The sequence below is a fragment of the Streptomyces sp. NPDC055400 genome (genome assembly GCF_053644375.1).
The window spans coordinates 583,318-599,839 of the sequence record NZ_JBSHLM010000001.1; the positions used below are offsets into that span (position 1 = coordinate 583,318).

14 protein-coding genes are annotated in these 16,522 nt (G+C 69.8%); 12 read left to right on the forward strand and 2 right to left on the reverse strand.

What is annotated here, in order from left to right; all coding sequences use genetic code 11:
* Positions 1-144: 144 nt before the first annotated feature.
* Positions 145-588 (reverse strand): SRPBCC family protein, encoded by a 444-nt coding sequence (locus ACWIGU_RS02465; RefSeq protein ID WP_326773396.1) that lies wholly within the window; start codon positions 586-588, stop codon positions 145-147.
* Between the two features lie 143 nt (positions 589-731).
* On the opposite strand from ACWIGU_RS02465, the gene ACWIGU_RS02470 reads away from it, so the two are divergent.
* From ACWIGU_RS02470 to ACWIGU_RS02480, 3 genes are all read left to right on the forward strand, one after another.
* A complete protein-coding gene (locus ACWIGU_RS02470) occupies positions 732-1,778 on the forward strand; it encodes an Rv2578c family radical SAM protein (protein WP_454396579.1) in 1,047 nt (348 codons plus the stop codon).
* 135 nt (positions 1,779-1,913) lie between these two features.
* Entirely contained in the window at positions 1,914-3,488 is a 1,575-nt protein-coding gene (locus ACWIGU_RS02475; protein ID WP_454396581.1) for an alpha/beta hydrolase, read from the forward strand.
* Positions 3,489-3,548: 60 nt separating this feature from the next.
* Complete coding sequence (locus ACWIGU_RS02480; RefSeq protein ID WP_454396583.1) at positions 3,549-4,118, forward strand: N-acetyltransferase family protein; 570 nt, start codon at positions 3,549-3,551, stop codon at positions 4,116-4,118.
* A 10-nt stretch (positions 4,119-4,128) separates the two neighbouring features.
* Here the strand turns inward: ACWIGU_RS02480 and ACWIGU_RS02485 are convergent, their stop codons facing one another.
* The gene (locus tag ACWIGU_RS02485; protein ID WP_454396585.1) at positions 4,129-4,710 is read right to left on the reverse strand and encodes an adenylosuccinate lyase; all 582 of its coding nucleotides are present in this window, start codon (positions 4,708-4,710) and stop codon (positions 4,129-4,131) included.
* A gap of 354 nt (positions 4,711-5,064) precedes the next feature.
* Here ACWIGU_RS02485 and ACWIGU_RS02490 point away from each other — a divergent pair, with 354 nt between their 5' ends.
* From ACWIGU_RS02490 to pssA, 9 genes are all read left to right on the forward strand, one after another.
* On the forward strand, positions 5,065-6,870 hold the full coding sequence (locus tag ACWIGU_RS02490) for a 3-hydroxyacyl-CoA dehydrogenase family protein (protein ID WP_454396587.1): 1,806 nt from the start codon (positions 5,065-5,067) through the stop codon (positions 6,868-6,870).
* A gap of 127 nt (positions 6,871-6,997) precedes the next feature.
* Positions 6,998-7,822 (forward strand): TetR family transcriptional regulator, encoded by an 825-nt coding sequence (locus ACWIGU_RS02495; protein WP_454396589.1) that lies wholly within the window; start codon positions 6,998-7,000, stop codon positions 7,820-7,822.
* Positions 7,823-8,507: 685 nt separating this feature from the next.
* Positions 8,508-9,845, forward strand: a complete 1,338-nt coding sequence (gene ccrA, locus ACWIGU_RS02500; RefSeq protein ID WP_266935346.1) for a crotonyl-CoA carboxylase/reductase — start codon at positions 8,508-8,510, stop codon at positions 9,843-9,845.
* A 21-nt stretch (positions 9,846-9,866) separates the two neighbouring features.
* Positions 9,867-11,915: a protein meaA gene (locus tag ACWIGU_RS02505; protein WP_454396591.1), complete on the forward strand. Its 2,049-nt coding sequence runs from the start codon at positions 9,867-9,869 to the stop codon at positions 11,913-11,915.
* Positions 11,912-12,877 (forward strand): HpcH/HpaI aldolase/citrate lyase family protein, encoded by a 966-nt coding sequence (locus tag ACWIGU_RS02510; RefSeq protein ID WP_326773402.1) that lies wholly within the window; start codon positions 11,912-11,914, stop codon positions 12,875-12,877. Before ACWIGU_RS02505 ends, ACWIGU_RS02510 begins: the two co-directional genes overlap by 4 nt.
* 5 nt (positions 12,878-12,882) lie before the next feature.
* Positions 12,883-13,410: a MaoC family dehydratase gene (locus tag ACWIGU_RS02515; RefSeq protein WP_454396594.1), complete on the forward strand. Its 528-nt coding sequence runs from the start codon at positions 12,883-12,885 to the stop codon at positions 13,408-13,410.
* A 2-nt stretch (positions 13,411-13,412) separates the two neighbouring features.
* On the forward strand, positions 13,413-14,627 hold the full coding sequence (locus tag ACWIGU_RS02520; RefSeq protein ID WP_454396596.1) for an acyl-CoA dehydrogenase family protein: 1,215 nt from the start codon (positions 13,413-13,415) through the stop codon (positions 14,625-14,627).
* Positions 14,628-14,798: 171 nt separating this feature from the next.
* Positions 14,799-15,455 (forward strand): phosphatidylserine decarboxylase, encoded by a 657-nt coding sequence (locus ACWIGU_RS02525; RefSeq protein WP_454396598.1) that lies wholly within the window; start codon positions 14,799-14,801, stop codon positions 15,453-15,455.
* A 22-nt stretch (positions 15,456-15,477) separates the two neighbouring features.
* Positions 15,478-16,296, forward strand: a complete 819-nt coding sequence (pssA, locus tag ACWIGU_RS02530) for a CDP-diacylglycerol--serine O-phosphatidyltransferase (RefSeq protein WP_454397247.1) — start codon at positions 15,478-15,480, stop codon at positions 16,294-16,296.
* Positions 16,297-16,522: the final 226 nt, after the last annotated feature.

A 16,522-nucleotide genomic window follows, 5' to 3' on the forward strand; every position in this document is an offset into this window, starting at 1 on the left:
AAGCGCGACGAGGGGCGGCTCCGGCGGGTTCCGGGCGCGAATGCGCCGGTGGGAGCCCTACGGCGTACAACCGCGCGCGAACGGAAAACCACTCGAAACGGTGAGCACTACATCGGGGTACTGCATCGGGGCACTACCTCGGTGTCACTTCTCCACCTCGGCGGCGAGCTTCGCGAGGACGGCGTCGTAGATGCGGCCGAGGCCCTTGGGGGCGAAGGTCTTCTCGAAGAAGCCGCCGATGCCGCCCGCACCGTTCCAGACGGTGCTGACGACGACGCGCGAGGCGCCCTCGCCGGAGGGGGTCACGCGCCAGGTGGTGACCATCGAGGAGTTGCGGTCCTTCTCGACGAGCTCGCCGTCGGTGGGCTCGCTGACCTCGAGGAGGCAGTCGCGAACCCGCTTGCTGGTGGCCTGGAGCTTCCAGTGGACGAGCGTGCCCTCGCCGTCACCGCCCTCGCGGACCTCGTACTCGCTGAAGTGCTCGGGCAGCAGCTTCGCGCGCGTGCCGCTGTAGTCGGCGAGCGCGTCGAATACGTCGTCCGGCTTGGCGGCGATGACCCGCTCCGTGATGGCCTCGACCTGCGCCATGGCACTTCCTCCAGCAGTCGGTGTTCTCGGTGTTCGAGAGAGAGCCCAAGCCAACCACCCTCCTGGGTGGCCACCAAAATCGGGGTCGCACGATCAAGGGAACATGTGTTCTATTCTGTGCCCAGTGCTAGCTAGGAGGCGTCATGCGCTGGGAGAACCTCACGGAGAATCCGGCCGAAATCCCGACAGGGAGGGTCACGGACGCCGCGCTCTTCGGCGCGGACAGCGTGACCACCCGCACGTTCAACACGCCTGAATTCGCGGGCGTCACCTTCCACGAGATCCGGGCCAGGTCGATCGTGAACCGCGTGCCCGGCGCCTCCCGCATGCCGTTCGAGTGGACGGTCAACCCGTACCGGGGCTGCACACACGCGTGTGTCTACTGCTTCGCCCGCAAGACGCACAGCTATCTGGACCTCGACACGGGCCTCGGCTTCGACAGCCAGATCGTCGTGAAGGTGAACGCGCCGGATCTGCTGCGCCGCCATCTGGCCTCGCGCCGCTGGCGCGGCGAGCACATCGCGATGGGCACGAACGTGGACTGCTACCAGCGCGCGGAGGGGCGCTACCGGCTGATGCCGGGAATCATCGAGGCGCTCAGGGACTACGCGAACCCGTTCTCGATCCTCACGAAGGGCACGCTGATCCTGCGCGACCTCGACCTGCTGCGGCAGGCCGCCGAGGTCACCGACGTCGGCGTCTCGGTGTCCGTCGGATTCGTCGACCGCGAGCTGTGGCGCACCGTCGAGCCGGGCACGCCCGCGCCGGAGCGCCGCCTCGACGTCGTCCGCGCCCTCGGCGAGGCCGGCATCGGCTGCGGCGTCCTGATGGCCCCCGTGATCCCGTTCCTGGGCGACCACCCCGGGCAGCTGCGGGAGACCGTACGGGCCGTCGCGGCGGCCGGGGCGACCTCCGTGACACCGCTCGTGCTGCATCTGCGGCCCGGGGCACGCGAATGGTTCATGTCCTGGCTCGGGCAGCACCACCCACACCTGGTGCGGCGCTACGAGCGGCTGTACGCGGAGGGTGCCTACGCGCCGAAGTGGTACCAGCGCCGGATCACCCGTCAGGTGCACGAACTGGCCGAGGAGTTCGGCATCGGCCCCTCGCGCGCGGAGGCCCCGCGACGGCTGCGCGCACGCCAGGAGCCGGAGCCCGCCCCCGCGGCCACCCAGCTCACGCTTCTCTGACCGCGCTCCTCCCGGTCACGTACACGCCAATCGGGTCAACTCGGCGCAGAACAGGAGGTTCCCGGCATGGATTCGGGGACCATGCCGCGGGGGCCGCGCGCTCGCGGCCCCGAACCCTCCGTCCTGGGAGGCCCGATGAAGAAACGCGTAGCCGCTGTGTGCGGCGCCGCCACCCTGGTGGCCGGCATGCTCGCCGCGGCTCCGGCCGCCGCCGCCCCGACCCTGTCCGTCCAGCGCGCAGCCCTCACCTGGAAGGACTGCGGCACCAAGAAATACCCGACGCTCCAGTGCTCCTCGGTGCGGGTGCCGCTCGATCACGACCGCCCCGGCGGCGAGCAGATCACGCTCGCCCTGTCCCGGGTCCGGCACACCGCGAAGACGTCGCAGGGCCCGCTCCTGGTGAACCCCGGTGGCCCCGGCGGCAGCGGCCTGACACTGGCGGGCTTCGTGGCACACGAGCTGCCGAAGAGCGTCGCCGCCCAGTACGACGTCGTGGGCTTCGACCCGCGCGGCGTCGGCAAGAGCAAACCGGCCCTGAACTGCCGGCCCAAGCACTTCGCCACCGTGCGCCCGTCCAGCGTGCCGTCCACTCCGGCGATCGAGCGCGCCAACCTCGACCGCGCGCAGGCGTTCGCGAAGGCGTGCACCACCAAGTACGCGGACGTGCTCCCGTACTTGGACACGGTGAGCGCCGCCAGGGACATGGACGCGATCCGCGCGGCGCTCGGCGCGCAGAAGCTCAACTACTTCGCCTACTCGTACGGCACCTACCTGGGCGCCGTCTACGCCAAGCTCTACCCGCAGCGCGTGCGCCGCCTGGTGCTCGACTCGATCGTCGACCCGGGCGGTGTCTGGTACGACGACAACATCGGGCAGGACCACGCGTTCAACGCCCGCCACCAGGCGTTCCTCGCCTGGGTCGCGCGGCACGACGCGACGTACAGGCTCGGCAAGGACCCGGCGAAGGTCGAGGCCGAGTGGTACGCCATGCGCGAAGCCGTGCAGAAGAAGCCGGCGGGCAAGAAGGTCGGGGCCGCCGAACTGGAGGACACCTTCCTGCCGGGCGGCTACTACAACGGCTACTGGCCTTATCTGGCCCAGGCGTTCGCGGCGTACGTGAAGGACAAGGACCCGGCGCCGCTCGTCAAGATGTACAAGGAGCTCGGCGCGGTCGACGCCTCGGGCGACAACGGCTACAGCGTCTACACGGCCGTGCAGTGCCGCGACGCCAGGTGGCCCCGCGACTGGAACCAGTGGCGTGACGACAACTGGCAGGCGTACGAGAAGGCGCGCTTCTCGACCTGGAACAACGCCTGGTACAACGCGCCGTGCGCGTTCTGGCCGACGAGTCCGCTGGCCCCGACGGACGTGTCCAACGACGCGCTGCCGCCGGCGCTGCTCTTCCAGGCCACCGAGGACGGCGCCACGCCCTACGAGGGCGGGGTCGCCGTCCACCGCGAGCTGCGCGGCTCCAGCCTGGTGGTCGAGAAGGGCGGTGAGAACCACGGCGTCAGCCTGAGCGGGAACGCCTGCCTGGACCGGTACCTGGCCGACTATCTGCGGACCGGAAAGGTGCCGCGCGGCAGCGGCGAGGCCGACGCGACGTGCAAGAAGCTGCCGGAGCCGAAACCGCTCGCGAAGAAGAGCGTCACCGGTCCGCCCCCGTCACGCGGCCTTCGTCTGCACGGGCTGATGGGTTTCCGCGGCTGAGCAGTCCCCTCTGGGGGAAACACCCTGGCCGGGGCGGTGTCCGCCGGTCACGATGGGCGCATGAGCACCCCTCGAACCCATGACACCGCCCCCGCCGCGGTCCCGGCGGCGGACATCCGCGTCCGGGACATGGCCGACGCCGACTGCGAGGCGGTGGCGGGGATCCGGATCCGCGGCTGGCGGACGGCGTACGCGGGCCTGATGCCGGCGTCCTATCTGGCCGCGCTGAGCATCGAGGACGACGCGGCGCGGCGCCGCGAGCGTCTCGCGCAGGCCGGTTCGTCGGTGGTGAACGTGGTCGCGGAGCGCGCCGGCGACATCGTCGGCTGGGCCTGCCACGGCCCGTCCCGCGACGACGATCTCCCGCCCGGGGAGGCCGAGTTGTACGCGATCTACGTGCACGACGGGCAGCTGTCCACCGGGGTGGGCCGCACCCTCCTGGACACCTGCCTGGACCGCTGCGCCGACGCCGGTTACGAGCGGATACGACTGTGGGTGCTCAAGGGCAACGCCCGCGCCCGCAGGTTCTACGAGCGCGCCGGGTTCACCCCGGACGGCGCCGAGGAGCCGTTCGAGGTGGACGGGGAACCCGTACCGGAAGTGCGCTATGTGCGCGCCGTCCGCGGCTGATGCTCGGGCTTCAGCTCTCACGCTGCGCGGGCAGTCGCGCGAGCGCGCGCACCGCGGCCTCCGCGAGCGCCGGATGGGCGAGGGCCGCGGTCAGGGCCGGTCGGGCGCGGGCGTCCCCGAGGCCGCCGAGCCCCTCCACGCACGCGAGCGCGACCGCGCGGTACGGATCGCGGGGGCCGAGGCGCCGCTCCAGGGTGGTGATCAGCGCGGGCGCGGACTCGGGCGCGCGCAGCACGGCCAGGAGCCGCACCGGGTGCAGCGCGTACGCGACCCGCAGTTCGTTCGTGGCGAGCGCCGCGGCCGCGCGCGCGGTGCGCGGGTCGCCGAGGGCGGCGAGGGCGTGCGCGGCGGTGGCGCAGCGTGCCGGGTCGCGGTGGTTGAGGAGCAGGACGAGCGCCTCGAAGGCGCGGCGGTCCCCGGCCACTCCGAGGCGGTAGGCGGCCAGCTCCCGCGCCCACAGCGGCTGCCCGGGCTCGGTCAGCGCGGCCGCGAGCTCGTCGACGTCGCCGGTCGCCGCGAGGCGGTCGAGAAGGGGGGAGGCGCCCGACTCGGCCCGTAAGCGCTCCGTCACCGATCGCAACTCTTCGTCCATGCGGTCCAGCGTAGAGCGGCCTCGCGCCCCGGCGACGTAGATCACAGAGACTGAAGAACGCCGAGGGCTGGCGCGCTCGTTACTCGCCGGTTAATCTCAATTGAGCGGGACACACTCCCCGCACCCCACTCCTGGCGGCCTGGTGACGCAGCCGCCGAGAGTGTCAGTCGGTTCGGTGCCTCAGGTACCGCAGTACGGCGCGGCTCCGGGACAGAGCCCCGCCGGATCTCCATCTCGCCGATTCACCGGACGCCTGCGTGCGTCGCGTCCGGGCTCGAATCCCCGCACTCCGTACGCCCGTAGGCGTATCCGCTTGTGCCCCTCAGTCGTCACTCCTCCCTCCTGGAGTCCTCAATGGACGCTCCTCTGTCCCCCGCTTCCCCGGCCACCCTCCCGACCGTCGCGGTCGTCGGTCTCGGCACGATGGGCACCGGCATCGCCGAGGTGCTCGCCCGCGCAGGCCGTGAGGTCATCGGCATCGACGTCAGCGAGGCCGCGGCCGCGCAGGCCGTCGCCGCGCTCGAGGCCTCGACGGCGCGTGCGGTGCGCCGCGAGCGCCTCACCGAGGACGAGCGGCGCGACGTCCTCGCCCGCTTCCGCACCTTCACGGACCTCCAGGCCGCGGCCGACGCCGACCTCGTCATCGAGGTGGCCCCCGAGTCGTACGAGATCAAGCAGCAGATCTTCCGGGACCTCGACGCCGTCGTGGGGCCGGAGACGATCCTCGCGACCGGCACGAACGCCCTGTCCGTGACGCGGCTCGCCGCCGACTCGGCCCGCCCGGAGCGGGTCCTCGGGCTGCACTTCTTCAACCCGGCGCCCGCGATGAAGCTCGTCGAGGTGGTCTCGTCGGTGCTCACCGCGCCCACGGCCGTCGCGGCGGTCACGGATCTCGCCGTCGAACTCGGCAAGGAGCCCGTCGCGGTGGGCGACCGGCCCGGCTTCGTCGCCGACGGCCTGCTGTTCGGCTACCTCAACCAGGCCGCCGCCATGTACGAGGCGAAGTACGCCTCGCGCGAGGACATCGACGCCGCGATGAAGCTGGGCTGCGGCCTGCCCATGGGCCCCCTCGCGCTGCTCGACCTCATCGGCATCGACACCGCGCGCAGGGTCCTCGACGCCATGTACGCCGAGTCCCACGACCGCCTGCACGCGCCGGCGCCGGTCCTCAAGCAGCTCAGCGAGGCGGGTCTGACCGGCCGCAAGTCGGGGCGCGGCTTCTACACGTACGCGGAGCCGGGCAGCTCCGAGGTCGTGCGGGACGCGCTCACCCCGCTCGCGGGCGAGGTCATGGACGGCGCGCGCACCATCCGCTCGGTCGGCGTCGCGGGCTCCGGGACCATGGCGTCCGGTATCGCGGAGGTCTTCGCGAAGGCGGGCTACGACGTGGTGCTCGCCGCCCGCAGCGAGGAGAAGGCCGAGAAGGCCAAGTCCCGTATCGGCAAGTCTCTTTCGCGCTCTGTCGACAAGGGCCGCATGACCGCGGAGGCGGCGGCGCAGACCCTGGACCGGATCACTCCGGCGGGTTCGTACGACGCCTTCTCGGACGTCGACCTGGCGCTCGAAGCCGTCGCCGAGGACCTGGAGATCAAGCAGGAGCTGTTCGGGACCCTCGACAAGGTGTGCAAGCCGGGGGCGGTCCTCGCCACGACGACCTCGTCGCTGCCCGTCGTGGCCTGCGCCCGCGCGACCTCTCGCCCGCAGGACGTCATCGGCATGCACTTCTTCAACCCGGCGCCCGCGATGAAGCTCGTCGAGGTCGTGCGGACCGTGCTGACCCGTGACGACGTGCACGCCACCGTCCGTGAGGTGTGCACGAAGATCCGCAAGCACCCGGTGGACTGCGGTGACCGCGCGGGCTTCATCGTGAACGCGCTGCTGTTCCCGTACCTGAACAACGCGATCAAGATGGTGCAGGAGCACTACGCGACGCTCGACGACATCGACGCCGCGATGAGGCTCGGCGGCGGCTACCCGATGGGGCCCTTCGAGCTCCTGGACGTGGTCGGCCTCGATGTCTCGCTGGCCATCGAGAAGGTCCTGCACCGCGAGTTCCGCGACCCGGGCCTGGCGCCCGCGCCGCTGCTCGAGCACCTGGTGGCCGCGGGCTGCCTCGGCCGCAAGACCGGCCGCGGCTTCCGCGAATATGCCCGGCGCTGACCGGCCCACGGGCAGCGGCACCGGACGGCCCACCGACTGGGGCGGCCTGCTCCGGCCGCCCGGTCCGACTCCCCCCGCCCGTGCCCCGGGCGGGGGGAACCCCGCTCGGGCGCACGCCACCGCGCGTATGCAGTACGTTCATGGCATGTCCAAGGCCGCCAAGTCCTCCCGAACGACGCCCACGCCCGACGCTCCCGAGAGCGCCGCGGGCTCCCGTGCCGCGGCCCAGCGGCTCAAAATGCGCCGGGAGCTGGCGGCCGCGGCGATGGAACTCTTCGCGACCAAGGGCTACGAGGCCACGACGGTCGACGAGATCGCGGCCGCGGCGGGTGTGGCACGGCGGACCTTCTTCCGCCACTTCCGCTCCAAGGAAGAGGCGATCTTCCCGGATCACGACGACACCCTGATCCGGGCGGAGGCGGTCCTCAACGCGGCGCCCGCGCACGAGCATCCGCTCGACACGGTGTGCCGCGGCATCAAGGAAGTCATGAAGATGTACGCGGCGTCGCCCGCCGTGTCCGTGGAGCGCTACCGCCTCACGCGCGAGGTACCCACCCTGCGCGAGCGCGAGATCGCCTCGGTGGCCCGCTACGAGCGGCTTTTCACCCGCTATCTCCTGGGCCACTTCGACGAGACGGCCCACCAGCACGGCAATGACGACCCGCTGCTGGCCGAGGTCGCCGCGTCCGCCGTCGTCACCGCCCACAACCACGTGCTGCGGCGCTGGCTGCGGGCCGGCGGCCAGGGCGACGTGGAGAACCAGCTCGACCACGCCTTCGCGATCGTCCGCAAGACGTTCGGTACGGGCATCGGGGCGGGCCGGGACACCGCCACGGCTCCGGCGGCCTCCGTGTCCACGGGTGGCGACGTGCTGGTCACCGTGGCGCGTACGGACGCGCCGCTGGACGAGATCATGGGAACGATCGAGAAGGCGCTGCGCGAGCGCGGCTAGCGGCCGGCAGCTCCGCCGGCACTGCATGAACGGTGCCGACCCCAGGGGCTGTTGACGCCTCATCAAGAAGACCGGCGCGCACGGCGCTCTCCGGCGCGGCCTCCCGCCCGGAGAGCGCCGCCGCCCCCGGATGGCCGTCCGGCGCGATCTGTGCGCCCGGCTTCCGGCAGACGGCGGCACCCTCCCCCACCGAGCAGGGCCGAGGCCCCCGGCCGGCCGCACGTGCGCGATCCGCACGCCGCCCTCGCCCGCTCCGCCTCGCCCGCCTCGCGGGCCCTCTGGAGGCACCCGCGGACCCCTTCCGGGGCCTCTGAGATGCAGGCCAGAGCCGCCGTTGACCTCCGGCGCCATCGAGCCGCACCACCCCTGACCTGCACTGATCGATCATCGCTCAAAAACTTGTGGCACCCAGTGTCTTGCCGACTGGCACGCGGTGCCATACGTTGAAGATGTCCGGGCGGCCGGCGTGCAGAGAACTTCCGTACGCCGGCTGTCCCCGCAAGTCACCCCAAACCGTGGCGAGCGCGCCCGGACGCCTGCGTCACAGGCAAACTTCTCGCGCCGACCAAGCGCTGCCGTAGCAACACCCCCGCCGAACCGACGGCACCTCTCCACCCACACAGCAGCACTCCACCCCGACGTAACCCTCAACGTCCCCCTGGGACGCATCGCCGGAGGCAACATCGTGAAGGAAATCCTGGACGCGATTCAGTCGCCGGAGTCGACCTCCGCCGACTTCGCCGCTCTGCCGCTCCCCGAGTCGTACCGCGCCATCACCGTGCACAAGGACGAGACGGAGATGTTCGCCGGCCTCGACACCCGGGACAAGGACCCCCGCAAGTCGATCCACCTGGACGACGTGCCGGTCCCCGAACTCGGCCCGGGCGAGGCGCTCGTGGCCGTCATGGCCAGCTCCGTGAACTACAACTCGGTCTGGACCTCGATCTTCGAGCCGGTGTCCACCTTCAGCTTCCTGGAGCGCTACGGACGCCTGTCGGAGCTCACCAAGCGCCACGACCTGCCGTACCACATCATCGGTTCCGACCTCGCGGGCGTCGTGCTGCGCACCGGTCCCGGCGTCAACGCCTGGAACCCCGGCGACGAGGTCGTCGCGCACTGCCTCTCCGTCGAGCTGGAGTCCTCGGACGGCCACAACGACACGATGCTCGACCCCGAGCAGCGCATCTGGGGCTTCGAGACGAACTTCGGCGGCCTCGCCGAGATCGCGCTCGTCAAGTCCAACCAGCTGATGCCGAAGCCGGACCACCTGAGCTGGGAAGAGGCCGCGGCCCCCGGCCTGGTGAACTCCACCGCGTACCGCCAGCTCGTCTCGCGCAACGGCGCCGGCATGAAGCAGGGCGACAACGTCCTGATCTGGGGTGCCAGCGGCGGACTCGGCTCGTACGCCACGCAGTTCGCGCTGGCCGGCGGCGCCAACCCGATCTGTGTCGTCTCCAGCCCGGAGAAGGCCGCCATCTGCGAGGCCATGGGCGCCGAAGCGGTCATCGACCGCAACGCCGAGGGCTACAAGTTCTGGAAGGACGAGCACACCCAGGACCCCAAGGAGTGGAAGCGCTTCGGCAAGCGCATCCGTGAGCTCACCGGCGGCGAGGACGTCGACATCGTCTTCGAGCACCCGGGCCGCGAGACCTTCGGCGCCTCGGTCTACGTGACCCGCAAGGGCGGCACGATCGTCACCTGCGCCTCGACGTCCGGCTACAACCACGAGTACGACAACCGCTACCTGTGGATGTCCCTCAAGAAGATCGTGGGCTCGCACTTCGCCAACTACCGCGAGGCGTGGGAGGCCAACCGCCTGGTCGCCAAGGGCAAGATCCACCCGACGCTCTCGAAGGTGTACTCCCTCGAGGACACCGGCCAGGCCGCCTACGACGTGCACCGCAACCTCCACCAGGGCAAGGTCGGCGTCCTCGCGCTGGCCCCGAAGGAGGGCCTGGGCGTCCGCGACCAGGAGCTGCGCGCCCAGCACATCGACGCCATCAACCGCTTCCGCAACATCTGAACCCCCAAGGAGTAGCGGAACATGACTGAGCGCCAGAAGGACCGGCCGTGGCTGATGCGCACGTACGCCGGCCACTCCACGGCCGAGGCGTCCAACGAGCTGTACCGGCGCAATCTCGCCAAGGGCCAGACCGGTCTGTCGGTCGCGTTCGACCTGCCGACGCAGACCGGCTACGACCCGGACCACATCCTCGCCCGCGGCGAGGTCGGCCGGGTCGGGGTGCCGGTCTCGCACCTCGGTGACATGCGCCGGCTGTTCCAGGACATCCCCCTGGAGCAGATGAACACCTCGATGACTATCAACGCCACCGCCATGTGGCTCCTGGCGCTCTACCAGGTCGTCGCCGAGGAGCAGGGCGCGGACATCACCCGGCTCCAGGGCACGACGCAGAACGACATCGTCAAGGAGTACCTGTCGCGGGGCACACATGTGTTCCCGCCGGGTCCCTCCCTGCGGCTGACGACGGACATGATCGCGTACACGGTCCGGCACATGCCGAAGTGGAACCCGATCAACATCTGCAGCTACCACCTCCAGGAGGCGGGGGCCACACCGGTCCAGGAGATCGCGTACGCGATGTCCACCGCCATCGCCGTCCTCGATGCCGTACGCGACTCAGGGCAGGTCCCCGCCGAGAAGTTCGGGGACGTCGTGGCCCGCATCTCCTTCTTCGTGAACGCGGGTGTCCGCTTCATCGAGGAGATGTGCAAGATGCGGGCGTTCGGGCGGATCTGGGACCAGATCACGCGCGAGCGATACGGCATCGAGGACGCGAAGCAGCGCCGCTTCCGCTACGGCGTCCAGGTCAACTCCCTGGGCCTGACCGAGGCACAGCCGGAGAACAACGTCCAGCGCATCGTCCTGGAGATGCTGGCCGTGACGCTGTCCAAGGACGCCCGTGCCCGCGCCGTCCAGCTCCCTGCCTGGAACGAGGCGCTCGGCCTGCCCCGCCCCTGGGACCAGCAGTGGTCCCTGCGTATCCAGCAGGTCCTCGCGCACGAGAGCGACCTGCTGGAGTACGAGGACATCTTCGCGGGATCGCACGTCATCGAGAAGAAGGTCGACGAGCTCGTCGCCGACTCGTTCGCCGAGATCGAGCGGATCCAGGAGATGGGCGGCGCGATGGCCGCCGTCGAGTCCGGCTACCTCAAGTCGCAGCTCGTCTCCTCGCACGCCGAGCGACGGGCGCGGATCGAGGGCGGCGAGGAGAAGATCGTCGGTGTGAACATCCACGAGTCGACCGAGCCGAACCCGCTCACCGCCGACCTGGACGCCGCGATCATGACGGTGGATCACCAGGTCGAGTCGCGGGTCGCGCGGGCCATCGACGAGTGGCGCACCACGCGCCAGGAGTCGAGCGACCGGCAGGGCATGGGCGACCCGTTCCACTACCCGACCACCCAGCAGGCCGTGGAGCGCCTGAAGGAGGCCGCGGCCGGCACGGAGAATCTCATGGAGGCCACCCTCGAATGCGCCCGCGCCGGGGTCACGACCGGCGAGTGGTCCGAGGCGCTGCGCGAGGTGTTCGGCGAGTTCCGGGCGCCCACCGGCGTCTCGTCCGCGCCGGTCGCCGTCACCGCCGAGGAGGGCACGCCGCTCGCCCTCGTCCGCGAGAAGGTCCGCCGCACCGGCGACGAGCTCGGCGGCAAGCTGCGCCTCCTGGTCGGCAAGCCGGGCCTCGACGGGCACTCGAACGGCGCCGAGCAGATCGCCGTACGCGCCCGTGACGCGGGCTTCGAGGTGGTCTACCAGGGCATCAGGCTCACGCCCGAACAGATCGTGTCCGCCGCGCTCGCCGAGGACGTGCACTGTGTCGGCCTGTCGATCCTCTCCGGGTCGCACGCCGCGCTGGTGCCCGACGTCCTCGACCGGCTGCGCGAGGCGGGCGCCCCCGAGATCCCCGTGATCGTCGGCGGCATCATTCCCAACGGCGACGCCGAGGACCTGAAGCGCGCGGGCGTGGCCGCCGTCTTCACCCCCAAGGACTTCGGTATCACGGAGATCATCGGACGTATCGTCGACGAGATCCGGCAAGCGAACCAGCTCGACCCTCTGGAGGTCCCCGCATGACCGCGCCCATCAACCGTCTGCGTCCCCGCCGCTCGTGTCTCGCGGTGCCGGGCTCGAACCCCCGCTTCCTGGAGAAGGCCCAGGGGCTGCCCGCGGACCAGGTGTTCCTGGACCTGGAGGACGCCTGCGCGCCGCTCGCCAAGCCGGAGGCGCGGCACACCATCGTCAAGTTCCTCAACGAGGGCGACTGGACGGGCAAGACGCGTGTGGTGCGCGTGAACGACTGGACGACCGAATGGACGTACCGCGACGTCGTCACGGTCGTCGAGGGCGCGGGCCAGAACCTCGACTGCATCATGCTGCCGAAGGTCCAGGACGCCCAGCAGATCGTCGCGCTCGACCTGCTGCTCACGCAGATCGAGAAGACGATGGGCTTCGAGACCGGCAAGATCGGCATCGAGGCGCAGATCGAGAACGCGCAGGGCCTCAACAACGTCAACGCGATCGCGACGGCCTCCCAGCGCGTCGAGACGATCATCTTCGGCCCGGCCGACTTCATGGCCTCCATCAACATGAAGTCCCTGGTCGTCGGCGAGCAGCCGCCCGGCTACGACGCCGACGCCTACCACTACATCCTGATGAAGATCCTGATGGCCGCCCGCGCCAACAACCTCCAGGCGATCGACGGCCCCTACCTGCAGATCCGCAACCAGGAGGGCTACAAGGCGGTCGCGAAGCGCGCCGCGGCCCTCGGTTTCGACGGCAAGTGGGTGCTGCACCCGGACCAGGTCGCCGCGGCGAACGAGATCTTCTCGCCCTCGCAGGAGGACTACGACCACGCCGAGCTGATCCTGGACGCGTACGACTTCTACACGTCCGAGGCCGGCGGCAAGAAGGGCTCGGCGATGCTGGGCGACGAGATGATCGACGAGGCCAGCCGCAAGATGGCCCTGGTCATCTCCGGCAAGGGACGCGCCGCGGGCATGCAGCGCACCTCCAAGTTCGAAGCCCCGGAGGCCTGAGCACCATGCAGTTCGGACGCACCTACGAAGAGTTCGAGGTCGGCGCGGTCTACAAGCACTGGCCCGGGAAGACCGTCACCGAGTACGACGACCACCTCTTCTGTCTCCTGACGATGAACCACCACCCGCTCCACATGGACACGAACTATGCGGAGAACACGACGGACTTCGGCAGGAACGTCGTCGTCGGGAACTACATCTACTCGCTGCTGCTCGGCATGTCCGTCCCGGACGTGTCGGGCAAGGCGATCGCGAACCTCGAGATCGAGTCGCTGCGCCATGTCGCGCCGACCTTCCACGGCGACACGATCTACGGCGAGACGACGGTCCTCGACAAGACGCCCTCCAAGTCGAAGAACGACCGCGGGATCGTCTACGTGGAGACCAAGGGCTACAAGCAGGACGGCACGCTGGTCTGCTTGTTCCGCCGCAAGGTGATGGTTCCCACCGAGACGTACATCAAGGAGCGCGGCGGCGAGCAGCCCGGCCGTCCCGAACTGACCGCACCTGCGGAAAAGAATACGGAGAAGTAGCCATGGCGCGACTCGCCCAGACCGCCGGTCTCACCGACGTCCAGCAGGAGATCCTCTCCACCGTCCGCGACTTCGTGGACAAGGAGATCATCCCGGTCGCCACCGAGCTGGAGCACCGCGACGAGTACCCGCAGCAGATCGTCGACGGTCTCAAGGAATTGGGTCTGTTCGGCCTGATGATCCCCGAGGAGTACGGGGGTCTGGGCGAGTCCCTTCTCACGTACGCGCTGTGCGTCGAGGAGATCGCCCGCGGCTGGATGTCGGTCTCCGGCATCATCAACACCCACTTCATCGTGGCGTACATGCTCAAGCAGCACGGCACGCAGGAGCAGAAGGACTACTTCCTGCCCCGCATGGCGCTGGGCGAGACGCGCGGCGCGTTCTCGATGTCGGAGCCGGCGCTCGGCTCGGACGTGTCGGCGATCTCGTCGAAGGCGGTGAAGGACGGGGACGAGTACGTCCTGAACGGCCAGAAGATGTGGCTGACGAACGGCGGCTCGTCGACTCTGGTGGCCGTTCTGGTCAAGAGTGACGAAGGACACTCGCCTGAAGAGGCAGCCGCGAAGCCCCACAAGTCGATGACGACCTTCCTCGTCGAGAAGGAGTCCGGCTTCGGAGAGGTCCGCCCCGGCCTCACCATTCCGGGGAAGATCGACAAGATGGGTTACAAGGGCGTCGACACGACCGAACTCATCATGGACGGACTGCGCATTCCGGCCAATCGGGTACTCGGCGGCGAGACCGGCCGAGGGTTTTACCAAATGATGGACGGAGTGGAAGTCGGCCGCGTGAATGTCGCGGCACGTGGCTGCGGCGTCGCGCAGCGTGCGTTTGAACTGGGGGTTTCCTACGCCCAGCAACGCCACACGTTCGGCAAGCCCATCGCCCAGCACCAGGCCATCCAGTTCAAGCTCGCGGAGATGGCTACCAAGGTCGAGGCCGCCCATGCGATGATGGTCAATGCAGCACGCAAAAAGGATTCCGGGGAACGAAACGACCTCGAAGCAGGGATGGCGAAGTACCTCGCCTCCGAATACTGCAAGGAAGTGGTCGAGGACGCCTTCCGGATCCACGGCGGCTACGGCTTCTCCAAGGAGTACGAGATCGAGCGCCTCTACCGCGAGGCGCCGATGCTCCTGATCGGTGAAGGTACCGCCGAGATCCAGAAAATGATCATTGGCCGCCGCCTGCTCGAGGAGTATCGATTCCAGGGCTGAATGTCCGCTACAGGGTGTTTTGTTCGAGAAGAAGATCACACCCTGTCAGCACTCTTCAGCCGCCGACTCAGCTTCCTGGCTTGCCCAGTTGCGGCCCGCAACCGATAGCATCCCGGAAAAGCCGCCGTCCCCCCGTACAGAGCGCGGCATCATCCGCTACGAAGGTCATCCATGCCCCACAGCCAAACCTCTGCACCACGCGACGGCGTCCTGGCTGGACGCATTGCGCGCGGAGCATCGCCGTGGCTCCTGCCGACCGTCGCCACAGCCGCCCTGAGCCTGGCCCGTTCCCGTCGCTCCAAGAAGGCCGCCGCAGTAGCCGTACCCGCCACCGCTCTGGCGGCCGGCATGCTGTGGTTCTTCCGCGACCCCGAGCGTGAGATCGCCCCCGGCCGGGTCATCTCCCCGGCCGACGGCGTGGTGCAGAGCATCATGCCGTGGAAGGACGGGCGGACCCGGGTCGCGATCTTCATGAGCCCGCTGAACGTCCACGTCAACCGCGCGCCCCTGGCCGGCACGGTGACGTCCGTGGAGCACATCCCCGGCGGGTTCGTCCCGGCGTTCAACAAGGAGAGCGAGAACAACGAGCGCGTTGTCTGGCACTTCGACACCGAGCTCGGCGACATCGAGATGGTGCAGATCGCCGGTGCGGTCGCCCGCCGGATCGTCCCGTACGTCCCGCAGGGCACCAAGCTCGAGCAGGGCGAGCGCATCGGTCTGATCCGCTTCGGGTCGCGCGTCGACATCTACCTCCCCGAGGGTGTCGAGGTCGCGCTCGAGGTCGGCCAGAAGACCGTGGCTGGGGTGACTCGCGTTGACCGTGACTGATCCAGAGACGCAGGCCGGGTGGGTGCCCGAGGCCGAGGAGGCGGACGAAGCGGAGGAAATGCCGCTTTCACTGCGCCTGTCGATAGCGGACACCCTCACGCTCGGTAACGCCACGTGCGGCTTCATGGCGGTGTACTTCACCACCACCGGCATCCTGATCCCGCACCTCCAGGGCAGCCAGGAGTCGGGCATGGCCCGGCACAGCGCGGCCACGGCCGTGATCCTGATGCTGGCCGCGGCCATCTTCGACCTGTTCGACGGCCTGGTGGCGCGCAAGCTCCGCTCCTCGCCGATGGGCGCCGAGCTGGACAACCTCTCGGACCTCATCAGCTTCGGCCTCGCGCCCGCGTACTTCGTCCTCGTGTACGGCATGGTCGCGGACGACGCGCATCAGCGGGTGGCGGCGGTGGGCGCCATCGTGGTGCTCCTGGCCGTCGTGCTCAGACTCGCGAGATTCTCGTGCGTGACGGTGAAGGACGGCACCTTCCAGGGCATGCCGAGCCCCTTCGGGGCGCTCACGGTCGTGTCGATCGTGCTCCTCGAGCTGCCGTTCGTGGCGACGGTCCTCGCGATCATCGGTACGGCCTGGCTGATGGTGAGCCGGGTCGAGTACCCGAAGCCGCGCGGTCCGCTGGCGGTCGCGATGCTGTCGTGGATCGTGGCGGCGATGGGGCTCCTGGCGGCCTGGGCGTTCGACGCCCCCGGCGGCCAGCTGCTGCTCCAGACCGGCTGCGCGCTCCAGCTGGTCCTCGGCGCCGTGATCCCGCTGTTCGCGACGGCCCGGAGGGTGAACAACTTCCGGGACAACCGCCGCGAGGCACGCGCCGCGCAGCTGCCGTAACCCGTACCCGTACGTCCGAAGGGCCCCGAACCGCTTGGTTCGGGGCCCTTCGTCTTGTCTCCCGGAGCGGGGGGCAGGCCGGTGCCGGGGAGGCCCCCGCCCCGATGACGACGGCCCGGAGCCGGGCTCGGGCGCGGCCCGCGCGACGTTCCCGAAGCCCAGGGCGAGTGGCTCGGTGAGCGCGGCGACCCGCGGTACCACGTGGTCGGGCACGGGGCTCGTCGAG